Here is a 13,514-nt window from a genome sequence, read left to right on the forward strand (position 1 = left end):
CGGAAACCGCACCGAAGTGCACTCAGGGCTGCTGGAACGCGCCGTCCCTCAAGAGGGCCACGGCGGTCCCGGCGTCAAGTTCGGCGGCAATCTCGACGTCGTCCGCGTGCCCTGTACCGATCAACTCCCGGCCGCTGGAGCAATCCCGCAACGCGTGATGTAGCCGCGGCTCGACGGCGTTGAAAACAGCCATCGCCGCATCAGCCTCCGGCGAGAAACCTTCCCTGCCGTCTTCCGGCGTGAAGCCGCCCCGCCCGGCGGCAGTGAGTCCGGCAATGAAGGCGCCGGCCCCGATCTGATCTTCCAGGGCGGGCCGGAGGGAGCCGCCTGGCCACAGTTCACCGGCCGCGATCACCGTCACCACTAAATCCGGAGGGAGTTCGGCGGCCACCCACTCGGCGGTGGCGGCTGCGTTCCGCAGAGACACGGCCGCGATGAGCGGGACTTCCTGGGCGAGCTCATAAGCGATCGAAGAGCCGTTGGGCGATGGCAGCACGACGCGGCTCAACGACCGCGCGTCCCGCAGGCTCGACGGCGAGAGGCTCAATCCGCCTCCACCCCGCGGACCAGCCAGCTGGGCGTCCTGGTGGGCGGCGAAGTCCTCGGCCCCGGCGTCCTTCCACGCGTAGGGGAACACGATGGCACCGCGGTCGACGGCGACGCTGACGCATGTGGTGAAGGTGAGGACGTCAACCACGACGGCGAGGTCCGCTCCGGACGCAACCGCACGGGCGCCGTCGAGCCCCCATTCAAACCTCACGGTGAACGGAAGCTGCCGGTGCACCGTCCCTGGCGCGCTCATGACAGTTCGGCCTCCAGGTTGCGGCGGGCGGCATCCAGCCACAGGCTCCGCGCGCGTTCGCTGTGGAAGAGTGGATCCAAGGCGAGCAGATGGCGGACGACGGCGGCCCGGCCGGCAGCGAAGTCGGCATCGCTGACGTGGGCGTAGTCCTCGCGGACAGCAGCAAGGTAGCGGGCGTAAGCCGTTGGTTCCGCGCCGAGGATGGAGAGATCGGCGTCGCACAAGAGGGCGCCGAGTCGGTCTCCCGGTTCGGGGCTGTGGGTGGAGGTCAGCCTGACCAGCCGGGCAACTTCGTGGATCGTCGGTTCCGGGAGTCCCGCAAGAGCCAGGCGGTCTTCGGCCAGCCGGGCCGATTGCTCTTCGTCCTGCCCTGCGATTCCCTCGTAGACGGCGTCATGGAACCAGGCGGCCAACGTCACTGAGCGCGCGGGCGGCCCGGGTTCGGTGAGGAGATCCAAGGCTTCCAGGACCGCCAGCAAATGCGTGCGGCTGTGGTATTTCCGATGGTCCTCGCCCCAGCGTTCGAGGAGCTCAAAACCCAGCTCCTCATGTCCTGGAAGAGCCGAATTCCAGCGCTCCAGCAAGGGTACGGTGAGCGCCTTGCTGCGTTGGCGGGCGGGGATCCGCAAACCGCTCGCGATCAGTTTCCGCACAAGAATGCGCGCCTCCACGGGGATGGCGCCTGCGGACAGGAGGTCCTGGTAGCGGCGTTCCGGGACGTCGTAGTGGTCGCCATCGAAGGCACGCCCGGGAATTCCCGCGGCCCCGGCGAAGGCGTGCAACTCCTCGAGCGAGGTGTCCGAGACGAGGTGGGAAAACACGGTCCCGTGCGCGGGCCACAGCGGCGGATCAACGTAGACGGCCATGGCCCGCGCCAGAGAACTAGGAGTTTTTCCGGGTGGCTACCGCAGAGAGAGCGGTTAAACCCTTTTCGAAGTCGCCGCCCACCATCTTCTCCATGTTCATGAACAAAGCGAAGATTTTGCCGAGGCCTTTGTTCTCACCGGTCATGGTCCAGGTGACGCGGGTGCCGTCCCCTTCGGGCACGAACGTGAACCCTGTGGGATTGACTGCCTTCATCGGCTTGGTGAACTCGAGGCGGATGTCGATCCTGCCGGGCTCCTCCGAGCCGACGATTTCCATGGTTCCGGTGCCGGCCTTGTTGTTGCCGCTCCAGGCATACTTTGCTCCGACGCCGGATTCGTTGCCGGAATAGCTCCGGTTCAGCTTGGGGTCCACGGCTTCCCACGGAGACCACTTGGTCCACTCGTGGAAGTTGTTGACGAAGGGGAAGACGTCGGCGGGTGCGGCGGGGATCAGCGCATTGCGAGTGACTGTGAAGGGTGCCATGTGCATATCGTACGGCGCTTTGCCGGGATCGTGGGCGCGGGCCGAGTGCTGCGTTCCGGCACGCGGCGCGCGGCCCGGACCCACGATTTCGACGGCGGGTGCTGCCTTACATGCCCGGGACGTCGAGCGCTTCGTAGACGGTGATCGAGGCTTCGGGGGCCATGAGGAAATGCGGGTGGCCTTCGAGGAGCTTTAGCGCTCCGTCCATGTCTTCGGCTTGGAGGACGCTGTAACCGCCCACGCCGGTCTCTGCATCGGATACTCCAGAGTTCCCAACCACTTTGCCGCCACCGAGGGGTGTGCCAAGATCGGCAAGCCCAGCGCCAGCCTTCGCGGCCCAGTCCATCCACAGCTTCATGCCTTCGGCTGCTGCCTCAGGGGAGCTGTCAGCCATCATCGATTCCGCCGATTGTGGTGCATTGTAGAGAACTACGAACTTCTTCATTGCGTGTCCTTTTTCTCATGCGCGCCCCGGGGGGTGTTCCACCCGGTCACGCCTGATCCTAGGGCCAGGGAACGCAAACAGCGAGGGACTTTTCACCGTAAGCGGGGAAGGCTATGGACAGCAGTTTCGCCGTCGGCAAACATGGAGCAGGAGGGACGCTTCGCCAAAGTTGAGCATAGTAGACTCAACTTTGAGAAATAGTCATCTTTCCCGAGAGGAGCTCTTCCATGGACGTCAAATTCACCACCAAGAGCCAGGAGGCTCTTTCCGCGGCGGCCATGAACGCCTCCACCGCCGGAAATCCGCAGCTGGAGCCAGCCCACTTGCTCAAAGCCCTCATGGATCAACGCGAGGGCGTCGCGGTGGCGCTTTTGCGCGCCACTGGAGCGGACCCGGATGCCGTGAGCGTCCAGGCGAGTTCGGCCATCAAGGCCCTGCCGTCGTCGTCGGGCAGTTCAGTGCAGCAAGCGCAGCTTTCCCGCCCTTCGATGCAGGCCATCCAGGCCGCCCAGAACGAGGCCGAGAAACTCGGCGATTCCTTCGTGTCCACTGAGCACCTCCTCTTGGGGCTCTCTGCCGGTAGCGAAGCCGTGGGGAAGCTATTGCGCGACGCCGGCGCCTCCCACGAAGCGCTCCTCGCCGCCTTGCCGGGTGTCCGCGGTGACCGGAAAGTCACTTCGCAAGACCCGGAAAACACCTTCCAGGCGCTTGAGAAATACGGCACGGACCTCACCGCCATCGCGCGCTCCGGCAAGCTGGATCCCGTGATCGGGCGGGACAGCGAAATTCGCCGAGTGGTCCAGGTCCTGAGCCGCCGCACCAAGAACAACCCCGTGCTGATCGGCGAACCCGGCGTCGGCAAGACCGCCGTCGTCGAAGGCCTCGCCCAGCGCATGGTGGCAGGTGACGTCCCGGAAAGCCTGCGGGGCAAGACCCTCATCGCGCTGGACCTCGCATCCATGGTGGCCGGCGCGAAGTACCGCGGCGAATTCGAGGAACGGCTCAAGGCCGTGCTGGAGGAGATCAAGAACTCCAACGGGCAGATCGTTACATTCATCGACGAAATCCACACTGTGGTGGGCGCCGGTGCCACCGGTGAAAGCGCCATGGACGCAGGGAACATGCTCAAGCCCATGCTGGCCCGCGGCGAGCTGCGGCTCATCGGCGCCACCACCCTGGACGAGTACCGCGAGAACGTCGAGAAGGACCCTGCCTTGGAACGCCGCTTCCAGCAGGTCTACGTGGGCGAGCCAAGCGTGGAGGACACCATCGGCATCCTCCGCGGCCTCAAGGAACGCTACGAGGCCCACCACAAGGTAGCCATCGCGGACTCCGCCCTGGTAGCCGCCGCCACGCTCTCCAACCGCTACATCTCGGGCCGTCAATTGCCGGACAAGGCCATCGACCTCGTGGATGAGGCGGCGTCCCGGCTACGCATGGAAATCGACTCGGCTCCCGAGGAAATCGACCAGCTCCGCCGTGCCGTGGACCGTCTCACCATGGAGGAATTGGCACTCGAGCGCGAGACGGATGCGGCCTCCATCGAACGCCTCGCCGCGCTCCGCGCGGACAAAGCGGACAAGAAGGAAGCCTTGGGTGCGCTGAACGCCCGCTGGGAAGCCGAGAAGGCCGGGCTCAACCGCGTGGGCGACCTCAAGGCAAAGATCGACGAATTGCGGTCCGCCGCCGAAAAGTTCCAGCGCGAGGGCGACCTTGAAGCTGCCTCGCGCATTCTCTACGGCGAACTGCCCGCGTTGGAGCGCGAGCTCAGCGCAGCAGCCGAGGAAGAATCCGCCCGGGAAGCGCGCGGTGAAGCGAAGGCCGCCCTGATGGTCGCGGACGAAGTCACGGCGGACGATATCGCGGAGGTTATTTCGGCCTGGACGGGCATCCCCGCCGGCCGCATGCTCCAGGGGGAATCCCAGAAGCTGCTGCACATGGAAGAGGAGATCGGAAAGCGGCTGATCGGTCAGTCCAAGGCCGTGGCCGCCGTCTCCGACGCCGTCCGCCGCGCCCGCGCGGGCATCAGCGACCCCAACCGCCCCACGGGTTCGTTCCTGTTCCTGGGCCCCACCGGCGTCGGTAAAACCGAGCTCGCCAAGGCACTCGCCGACTTCCTGTTCGACGACGAACGCGCCATGGTGCGGATCGACATGTCCGAGTACGGCGAGAAACACTCCGTGGCCCGGCTGGTCGGTGCCCCTCCCGGATACGTGGGCTACGAGGAAGGCGGCCAGCTCACCGAAGCGGTCCGCCGTCGCCCGTACTCCGTGATCTTGCTCGACGAGGTGGAGAAGGCCCACCCGGAAGTGTTCGACATCCTCCTTCAAGTGCTCGACGACGGCCGCCTCACCGACGGGCAGGGCCGCACCGTGGACTTCCGGAACACCATCCTGGTGTTGACCTCCAACTCGGGTAGCCAGTTCCTAGTAGATCCAACGCTGGACTCCACGGCGAAGCGGAATGCGGTCATGGCCGTGGTCAACGCCTCCTTCAAGCCGGAATTCCTCAACCGGCTCGACGAGATTGTGCTGTTCGATCCGCTCAGCGTCGACGAGCTCGCCAGGATCGTCGAATTGCACGTGGACGAGCTGACCAAGCGGCTGCACGACCGCCGGCTCACCCTTGAGGTCAGTGACGGCGCCCGTGCCTGGCTCGCGATGTCCGGTTACGATCCCGCCTACGGCGCCCGTCCGCTGCGAAGGCTGGTTCAACGCGAGATCGGTGACCGCCTGGCCAAGGAAATCCTTGCCGGACAGATCGCGGACGGCGACACGGTACTGGTGGACACCGCGGCCGACGTCGACGAACTCACCATCGAGGGTCTCGAGGCTTTGACGGGTCCCGACGGCGGTGCTCCGGCGGGTAGCGGCCTGACGGTGAGGCGGAAGGAATAGCTACTTCTGCAGCACGGATTCCTTGAGCGTGTTTCCCGAGTTCACCACGATGAAGCAGTCCACGCGGCGGTCGCCGTTGTCCCAGCTCGTGGCACTCGGGTACACGTTCTGCTGCAGGAGCGCGTACTTCGTGGATGCCTCGTTGAGCACCAGATCACGGCAGATTTCGCGGCCTTTGTCACGCAAGGCAGTGGCGCCGGGGAAGGTGTCGTCAGCCTTGTACCGGAAGATGGCGCCCAGCTGGGCCGAATGGTCGGTGGTGCAGTCCACCACCTTGGACTTGATGGCGTTGGAGTCGAAATCGGCGAAGCAATCTCCCAGCTGGTAGTCCTTTGCCTCCACATCCGCCGGGAGGGGGCCGCGGCTGGTGGACGTGGCCGGCGCGGGGATGGGCGCGGCCGCCGGGCGGTTGGCCAGTGCCCCGACGAGGACCCAGATCACTACGCCGATGAGGATCAGCACGGCCAGCACGATGCCGCCAATGATGAGCCGATACCGCGTTATGGCGTCCAAAGCAGTCCGCAGGGACGAGCCTTTCTCGGAGGGAGCAGGGCCCTCGGGCCCGGTTTCGCCAGGCATGCCGGCGTCGGGGTACGTGCCCGAAGTCCCGGAATACCAGGTCCCGGAACCAGGGTCTACCGGCGACTCATTGTCGCCCGTACCGTTGTTGCCCTGGATCATGTTGTCCTGGCCCATGTCTGAGTTCGCGCCTTTCATGCCTGCCGCCCCATATTAGGGCGACTCTACCCAAGTTTTTCATGCCAATGAATGGAGATACTGCCAGGTGGAACTGTGACGGCGCTTTCGCGAAGCAAGTGGCAAGCAGTTGCTCCAGAAAGCATGTAATCTAGACATACGACAAATTGACCAAACATTCCGGGGCCTCACCGATCGCCAAGGTGACCACCTCCGGTCCAAGTACAAAAGGGGGTCACGCCATGGGGCGCGGCCGTCAAAAGGCAAAAGCTACCAAGCAGGCTCGGGACATCAAGTACTACTCCCCGAACACTGACTATTCGGCCCTTCAGCGCGAGCTGACTGGGCCATCAAGTCGTGCGACGAGCCGATTCGCGGATGATCCGCCGGAGCCGGACTACTCGGCTTACGAGGACAAGTACGCACAGGACTTGGAAGACGATGACGACGAGGTAGACACCCGCCGTATCGGATAGCTGTAGCAACAATCAGGTGCCTTTCGGCATCGAGTTGCGTACCGCCGTCGTACACGAGGTCGTTTGGCATCCCCGGATGCCTCCCAAAACGATAGAGCCCGTAGGGCGCGCCATGATTGGCGTGCGCTACGGGCCTTTTTCGTGCCCTCTAGCCGGTCAGTCCTTCTCGTGGCACAGATCCAGCAGGGGGATCAGTGTTTCGAGGTCGTTGGCGCGCGCTGCGGCCAGGATCTTCCGGTGGGCGTCCGCCACGCGCTCAAGCTTGGCGTCGTCCAAGGGGTACGAGCGGCTGATGAGCCGTTGAACCGGGTTGTCCCAGACGGATTCGAGGGTTTTCAGCAAGAATCCGTTGGGCGCAGGCGCCGCCAAGCCCAAATGGAACGCCCGCGTGGCGGTGAACAGTTCCTCCGGGTCGGCGCTTGCCGCACCCTCGGCGATAAGCAGCTCCAGCCTCGCAAGCTGAAGGTTGGTGTATTTTGCCCCACACTGCCTGATGGCCATGATCTCGAGGGCCTTGCGTACTTCGTAGACTTCCTCGACGGCTGATCGGGTCAGCGTCGTCGCGAAATACCCCGAGCCCGGGACCAAAGTGGCGAGTCCTTCGTGGACCAAGCGGTTCAGGGCGTCGCGGACCGGCGTCCGGGACACGCCGTATTCTTCGGCCAGCTGTTCCTGGACCAGGGGAGCGCCAGGCTCGACCACTCCGTTGACGATCTCATTGCTGATCCTGTCGTAGACGTGCTCGCTCAGCGGCCTCATCCCCTTGGCAGCTTGCGTGGCCATTCGCCTCATCCCCTTTTTCGTATCAAAACTCGTTCAATCCTACGTGCTTTACATCACAGGATTCACTGTATACAGTGAATCCAATTCTACCAACCCTGAAGAAAGTTGCCCTATGAGCCTGCGCATTCCACGCATACCCGGCATCGATTTTGCCGCCGTCGGCAAGCAGCTGGGTTACCTGGAGATCGAACATTCGGACAATGAGAATGACGCCGCTGTCATCCCTTCGCCGATCGCGGTCCTGAGTGGTGGGGACGGCCCCACGGTCCTCCTGATCGCCGGTACGCATGGCGACGAATATGAAGGACAGATCCTTCTCCAGGAACTCATCCGCACCTTGAACCCTGATGAGGTGACCGGGAGATTGATCATCCTGCCCGCCCTCAACATCCCTGCTGTCCGCGAAGGAAGACGTGTTTCCAGCGTGGACCGGGTCAATCTGAACCGTGCCCTCCCGGGCCGCGCCGACGGTGGACCGGCACTGCAGATCGCCTCGATCGTGGCCCAGGAACTCATCCCCATGGCCGACTTTGTGATGGACATCCACTCCGGGGGGATCGCGTCGGAGTATGTGCCGTCCGCGTTCGTCTACCAAGGACCGACGCCGGAGCTATGGGCCGCGAAGGTGGCGGCGGTCGCTGCATTCAAAGCCCCTTATTCCGTCGTGGTGAAGCCCATGCTGAAGGCCGGCTCCATCAGCAGCGCGGCCGATCAGGCCGGCGTGCCGATGATCTCGACCGAACTCGGTGGGAGGGGAACCGTATCCCTGCCGATCCTCGCAAGGGCCCGGACGGGACTTCGCTCGCTGCTTGGGCACTGGGGCGTGCTCAAGGACACCGGCCTCTCAGGTATCGGAGACCCGATCCAGTGGGTCGAACTCACGGCCCAGTCCGCAGTCCATTCCACCATGGCAGGCATCCTCGAGCCGGTGGTCGGACTTGGCCAGAAAGTCGCGGCCGGAGAGCTCGTGGCCCGCGTTCACTCAGTGGAAGAACTCGAGCGTCCTCCAAAAGACTTCTTTTCACCCATGGACGGGGTGGTCGCAATCATTCGGCATCCCGCCCTCGTCAATATCGGCACCACCGTGGTCAACATCGCCGTTGACCATGGAACAAGCTATGCGAAAGGCAATCATGAACCGTCCTAGATACATCTCCACAGCCGCCCTGCTGCTGGCCGCCGCCGTCGGGCTCAGCGGCTGCACCACTGCGTCACTCGACGCCGGCAAGGAAGCCGCCGCCAGTTCGATTCCCGGCAAGGACGCTGCGATTCCGGCGGCGCCCTTCAACAAGTCCGCCGCGAATCTCTTGCCCCCGGACGTCAAGGCCAAGGGGACATTGGTGGTCGGCACCGACCCCACCTTCGCGCCTTATGAGTTCTACGCGGCTGACAGCAAGACGGTTGTCGGCTGGGACGCGGACTTTGCGAAAGCAGTCGGCGAGACGCTGGGGCTTGAAGTCAAGATGGTTCCCGCGACCTTCGACACCATCCTCCCGGGCGTGAGCTCCAACAAGTACGACGTCGGCATCTCGGGTTTCAATGTCACGGCCGAGCGTAAGATGAATGCCGATTTCGCCTCCTACCAAAGCAGCGGCTCCGGCCTTGCCGTCAAGGCCGGCAACCCCAAGAAGCTGGCCCTCGACGCGATGAAGCTGTGCGGCACGAAGGTGGGTGGCGAAAAGGGGACCACGCAAGGGATCGAGACCCTTCCGGCGTTTTCGAAGCAGTGCGTCGTCGCCGGCAAAGCGCCGATCGACATCCAGTTGTTTCCCTCCCAGAACGAAGCCAACCTGGCACTCATCTCCGGCCGCGTGGACAGCGTCCTCTCAGGCCTTGTTGGCATGGGTTACGCAAGCAAGCTTTCCGGCGGTGCCTTCGAGCTCGCCGGCAACCAGGACTTCGAACCGACGCCGGTAGGTATCGCCATGCCCAAAGGCTCGCCCCTGACCAAGGCGATCGTCGCGGCGGTCAGGGCGCTGATCGCTGGCGACACGTACAAGGCGATCAATGCGAAGTACGGAATCCCGGACTCGGTGACCATCAGCGCTGATGCCGTGGACGCGAGTGGTGCGAAATGAGCACCGTGATCACCGTCCCGAAGATGGGAACAACGGACCGCGGACAGTTCACCGTGGTCTCGGCCAGGCACCCCTGGCGATGGGTGGCTGGCACTGCGGTAGGCGCCGTCGTGATCCTGTTGCTTGTTTCCGCGGTGAGCAATCCCCGTTTCGGCTGGGTCAAGGTGGCCCTGTATTTCCGTGACGTTGCCATAGTCAACGGGATCGGCATCACCCTGTTCCTGACGGTTGTCTGTATGGCTGTCGGGGTGGGGCTTGGCGTAGTGCTTGCGGTCATGCAGCTTTCGGCAAACCCCGTGGTCAAGGCCTCGGCAAGCGCCTATGTGACGATCTTCCGAGGCACCCCCGTCCTGGTCCAGCTGTTGTTCTGGTTCAACTTGTCGGCGCTGTATCCGGAGATCACCTTTGGTATCCCCGGCGTCAGCCTCGACGCCAACCAGATCATCACACCCCTCGCCGCGGCGATCCTTGGCCTGGGCCTCAACGAGGCTGCCTACATGTCGGAGATCGTCCGGGCAGGAATCCAGTCCATCGATCAAGGTCAAGGCGAAGCTGCGGGTGCCCTCGGCATGTCCCGCATCCAGACCCTCATCAGGGTGATCCTGCCGCAGGCCATGCGCGTCATCATCCCGCCTACGGGCAATGAGTTCATCGGCATGCTCAAGATGACCTCGCTGGTCAGTGTCCTGGCGGTCCCCGAGCTCCTGTACTCCGCCCAGATCATCTACTCGAAGAACCTGCAGGTTGTCCCGCTGCTCCTGGTCGCCAGTATCTGGTACATCATCGTCACCACGGTGTTCACGGTGGGCCAAGGCTACCTGGAACGGCACTTCGCCCGGGGAACGTCCCGTTCCGTCCCGCCGACCGCCGCCGAGCGGTTGCGGAAATTCTTCAGGGTACATTCCGCGCAAGGCTCACGAAAACAAGGATCAGGAAAGGAAAGCCAGTCATGACTATCGAGACGAAGGAAAGCCGCAAGGCGCCGGAGGCGCTTCCGCTGGTACGCGCGGAAGGCGTGCGCAAGAGTTTCGGCGACAATGAGGTCCTCAAGGGAATCGATCTCCACGTCCAGAGCGGCGAAGTGGTCTGCCTGATCGGCGCCTCGGGCTCCGGGAAAAGCACCTTCCTGCGGTGCGTGAACCACCTGGAGAAGATCGACGGTGGCCTGCTGTGGGTGGGGGACAGGGCCGTGGGCTACCGGATCAAGGGGGACAAGCTCCATGAACAGTCCCACAACGAAATCTGCGCCGACCGGACCGATATCGGGATGGTCTTCCAGCACTTCAACCTCTTCCCGCACATGACCGTGCTGGAGAACCTGATGGAAGCCCCGATCAGGGTGCTCAAGCACCGCAAGGCGGATGTCCGCCGTCGGGCGTTGGATTTGCTGGAGAAGGTGGGCCTGTCGGAGAAGGCGGGGGCCTATCCGCGGCACCTCTCGGGCGGGCAGCAGCAGCGGGTGGCGATCGCCCGGGCCCTGTGCATGCAGCCGAAGCTGATGCTGTTTGACGAGCCGACGTCGGCGCTGGATCCGGAGTTGGTGGGCGAGGTCCTCAGGGTGATGAAGGACCTGGCCCGGACGGGGATGACCATGATTGTTGTGACGCACGAGATGGGCTTTGCCCGCGACGTGGCGGATCGAGTGGTGTTCATGCATGGCGGCCGGATCATTGAGGAAGGTCCCGCCGAAGCCGTCATTGGCAACCCGCAGCATGAACGGACCAGGGCGTTTTTGTCCGCGGTCTTGTAGTTGTTGATAGTGCGCTCTCGGAAGCGATTGACAGAATGCGTTAGTGACGGCTAACGTATTAATCATGCTCGACCGACTGGAAGTTGCCGCGGAGCCGAACAGGCGGCGCCTGTTGCACCTGCTTGCGGCGGGCGAGCGCACCGTGACGGAGCTGGCTGGCGAATTCACGGTGAGCAGATCCGCCGTCTCGCAGCACTTGTTGTTGCTGGAGCAGGTAGGCCTCGTTGCGGCCCGCAAAGAGGGACGCAACCGCTACTACCGCTTGGATAACGACGGCATGAGAGAACTCCGGATGCTTTTTGAGCAGTTCTGGACCGCTGAGCTGGACATGCTCCTCGCTGACGCACAAAACTTCACCACCGACCGCCTTCAAACAACAGAGGAATGATCATGATTTACGACAAGACCGTTCTTCTTCCCCTCAACGTCGACCAGGCGTTCGAACTCATTACGCAGCCCGCACGCCTCCGCCGCTGGCAGACCGTTGCCGCCCGCGTCGACCTCAAGGTTGGCGGCGAGTACCGCTGGACCATCACCCCGGGTCACCACGCGGCGGGAACGTTCACGGAAATCGAGCCGGGCAAGCGCGTCGTCTTCACTTGGGGCTGGGAGCAGCCCGAAGCGCCGGCGGATAACGTCTCCACGGTAGCCATCACCCTTGAGCCGGCCGATGGCGGCACCTCCGTGCGCTTGGTGCACGAAGGCCTTCCGACTCCGGAAGCCCTGGCAGGCCACTCCGAGGGCTGGAACCACTACCTCGACCGTCTCCTCGCCGAGGCGTCCACGGGCGACGCCGGTGCCGACGAATGGGCAGCTGCCCCTGCCGATCTCAATGAGCTCACCTCCGCGGACGCCACGCTCGCCATCGTGCAGCGCGTGCTGGCGCACGTCACCGAAGCCGACGCGCAGACCCAGACTCCGTGCGCCGACTTCAACGTGTCGCAGTTGCTTGACCACCTTGCCGGCTCAATTGCCAACATCGCCAAGGCCCTGGGCGCCGAAGTAGCCGACGACGCCGGGAAGTCGCCCGAGGTGCGCATCGCCGACCTCGCCCAGCCGACGCTGGAAGCCTTCTATCGCCGCGGACTCGAAGGCACCATTGACATGGGCTTCGCCGAACTGCCGGCCACGATGGTCGCCTCCATCCTCAACCTCGAGTTCCTGGTCCACGCTTGGGACTTCTCCAAGGCCCTGGGCTTCGAGGTGTCGGTGGCGGATGAGCTCACCGACTACGTCGAGGTCCTCGCGCAGAACACCATCAGCGAGCAGGTCCGCGCAAGCGGCAGCTTCGCCCAGGCCAAGGAAGTCGCCGAGACGGCATCCAGCCTGGAGCGCCTGGTCGCTTTCACCGGCCGGACTGTTCACGCATAAGCTCGAGGCTACTCAACGAAGGGATAGCAATGCCGCAGGTTGATAGCTACAAGCAGGGAACCCCGTGTTGGGTGGACCTGTCGTCGTCGGACATCGAGGCCTCCAAGGCCTTTTACAGTGATCTGTTCGGCTGGGAATTGGACGCGATGGATGCCGGCAACGGCATGACCTACTACATGGCCAAGCTGCAGGACCGCTACGTGGCGGGCATGATGCAGCAGATGCCGGACATGGCTGCGGCCGGCGCACCGTCCTTCTGGGCCAACTACCTCGCCGTCGATTCGGTAGATGACGCCGCTGAGCGCGTCACGGCGGCAGGCGGCAACGTTCTCTTCCCGCCGGACAGCGTCCCCAACGGAAGCGGGCGGATGTTCTTCGCAGCCGATCCCACGGGTGCACAGATTGGCTTCTGGGAGGCCGGAACCCACCACGGCGCCGGGTTGGTCAATGAACCGGGCACGGTGGTCTGGAACGAACTGCAGACGAACGACGTCCCCAAGGCCGTCGCCTTCTACGAATCCGTGACGGGATGCTCCAGCGAGACGGCCGCGGCCGGAGACCTGCAGGAATACACCCAGCTCGTAGTGGACGGGAAGTCCGTAGGCGGCGCCATGAAGCAGCCCGTCGAGGGAATGCCGCCGTTCTGGATGACCTACTTCAATGTTGCGGACGTGAACGAGTCCGTGGCGAAGGCCGTCGAGCTCGGCGCCCAGGTCTTCGCGCCTGCCTTCGACGTCCCTGGCGTCGGCCGCATGGCAGTCCTCGGTGATCCAGCCGGAGCAGCCTTCAGCGTCATGGCCGCCGAAAGCAACTAGGCCTCAAACAAAAGTGCCCACCCAACTGCCGGATCGGCAATGGGGTGGGCA

At 63.9% G+C, this 13,514-nt stretch carries 15 protein-coding genes; 9 read left to right on the forward strand and 6 right to left on the reverse strand.

What is annotated here, in order from left to right; all coding sequences use genetic code 11:
- Positions 1-22: 22 nt before the first annotated feature.
- From VLA65_RS14675 to VLA65_RS14690, 4 genes are all read right to left on the reverse strand, one after another.
- Positions 23-802 (reverse strand): 2-phosphosulfolactate phosphatase, encoded by a 780-nt coding sequence (locus tag VLA65_RS14675; RefSeq protein WP_332602936.1) that lies wholly within the window; start codon positions 800-802, stop codon positions 23-25.
- Entirely contained in the window at positions 799-1,668 is an 870-nt protein-coding gene (locus tag VLA65_RS14680; RefSeq protein WP_332602937.1) for a DUF4031 domain-containing protein, read from the reverse strand. Before VLA65_RS14680 ends, VLA65_RS14675 begins: the two co-directional genes overlap by 4 nt.
- A 16-nt stretch (positions 1,669-1,684) precedes the next feature.
- On the reverse strand, positions 1,685-2,152 hold the full coding sequence (locus VLA65_RS14685; protein ID WP_332602938.1) for an SRPBCC family protein: 468 nt from the start codon (positions 2,150-2,152) through the stop codon (positions 1,685-1,687).
- A 106-nt stretch (positions 2,153-2,258) separates the two neighbouring features.
- The gene (locus VLA65_RS14690) at positions 2,259-2,597 is read right to left on the reverse strand and encodes a hypothetical protein (RefSeq protein ID WP_306962042.1); all 339 of its coding nucleotides are present in this window, start codon (positions 2,595-2,597) and stop codon (positions 2,259-2,261) included.
- A 227-nt stretch (positions 2,598-2,824) separates the two neighbouring features.
- Between VLA65_RS14690 and clpB the strand changes: the two genes are divergently transcribed.
- The gene (gene clpB, locus VLA65_RS14695; RefSeq protein WP_332602939.1) at positions 2,825-5,494 is read left to right on the forward strand and encodes an ATP-dependent chaperone ClpB; all 2,670 of its coding nucleotides are present in this window, start codon (positions 2,825-2,827) and stop codon (positions 5,492-5,494) included.
- On the opposite strand, the gene VLA65_RS14700 is transcribed toward clpB, so the two are convergent.
- Positions 5,495-6,211, reverse strand: a complete 717-nt coding sequence (locus VLA65_RS14700; RefSeq protein WP_306962038.1) for a septum formation family protein — start codon at positions 6,209-6,211, stop codon at positions 5,495-5,497.
- 221 nt (positions 6,212-6,432) lie between these two features.
- On the opposite strand from VLA65_RS14700, the gene VLA65_RS14705 reads away from it, so the two are divergent.
- Positions 6,433-6,666 (forward strand): DUF3073 domain-containing protein, encoded by a 234-nt coding sequence (locus tag VLA65_RS14705; RefSeq protein WP_028265518.1) that lies wholly within the window; start codon positions 6,433-6,435, stop codon positions 6,664-6,666.
- Positions 6,667-6,822: 156 nt separating this feature from the next.
- Here VLA65_RS14705 and VLA65_RS14710 read toward each other — a convergent pair whose 3' ends face one another.
- Positions 6,823-7,449, reverse strand: coding sequence for a GntR family transcriptional regulator (locus VLA65_RS14710; RefSeq protein ID WP_059389925.1), 627 nt, complete (start codon positions 7,447-7,449; stop codon positions 6,823-6,825).
- A 112-nt stretch (positions 7,450-7,561) separates the two neighbouring features.
- Here VLA65_RS14710 and VLA65_RS14715 point away from each other — a divergent pair, with 112 nt between their 5' ends.
- From VLA65_RS14715 to VLA65_RS14745, 7 genes are all read left to right on the forward strand, one after another.
- Positions 7,562-8,596, forward strand: coding sequence for a succinylglutamate desuccinylase/aspartoacylase domain-containing protein (locus VLA65_RS14715; RefSeq protein ID WP_332602940.1), 1,035 nt, complete (start codon positions 7,562-7,564; stop codon positions 8,594-8,596).
- Positions 8,583-9,527, forward strand: a complete 945-nt coding sequence (locus tag VLA65_RS14720) for an ABC transporter substrate-binding protein (RefSeq protein ID WP_332602941.1) — start codon at positions 8,583-8,585, stop codon at positions 9,525-9,527. Before VLA65_RS14715 ends, VLA65_RS14720 begins: the two co-directional genes overlap by 14 nt.
- Complete coding sequence (locus tag VLA65_RS14725; RefSeq protein ID WP_332602942.1) at positions 9,524-10,480, forward strand: amino acid ABC transporter permease; 957 nt, start codon at positions 9,524-9,526, stop codon at positions 10,478-10,480. Before VLA65_RS14720 ends, VLA65_RS14725 begins: the two co-directional genes overlap by 4 nt.
- Positions 10,477-11,277, forward strand: a complete 801-nt coding sequence (locus VLA65_RS14730; RefSeq protein ID WP_284991911.1) for an amino acid ABC transporter ATP-binding protein — start codon at positions 10,477-10,479, stop codon at positions 11,275-11,277. Before VLA65_RS14725 ends, VLA65_RS14730 begins: the two co-directional genes overlap by 4 nt.
- A gap of 64 nt (positions 11,278-11,341) precedes the next feature.
- Positions 11,342-11,665, forward strand: coding sequence for an ArsR/SmtB family transcription factor (locus VLA65_RS14735; RefSeq protein WP_332602943.1), 324 nt, complete (start codon positions 11,342-11,344; stop codon positions 11,663-11,665).
- A 2-nt stretch (positions 11,666-11,667) separates the two neighbouring features.
- Positions 11,668-12,648, forward strand: a complete 981-nt coding sequence (locus tag VLA65_RS14740; protein ID WP_332602944.1) for a TIGR03086 family metal-binding protein — start codon at positions 11,668-11,670, stop codon at positions 12,646-12,648.
- 29 nt (positions 12,649-12,677) lie between these two features.
- On the forward strand, positions 12,678-13,463 hold the full coding sequence (locus VLA65_RS14745) for a VOC family protein (protein WP_332602945.1): 786 nt from the start codon (positions 12,678-12,680) through the stop codon (positions 13,461-13,463).
- The last annotated feature ends 51 nt before the right edge of the window (positions 13,464-13,514 follow it).

This window comes from Arthrobacter sp. S2(2024) (assembly GCF_036662515.1).
GTDB lineage: Bacteria > Actinomycetota > Actinomycetes > Actinomycetales > Micrococcaceae > Arthrobacter.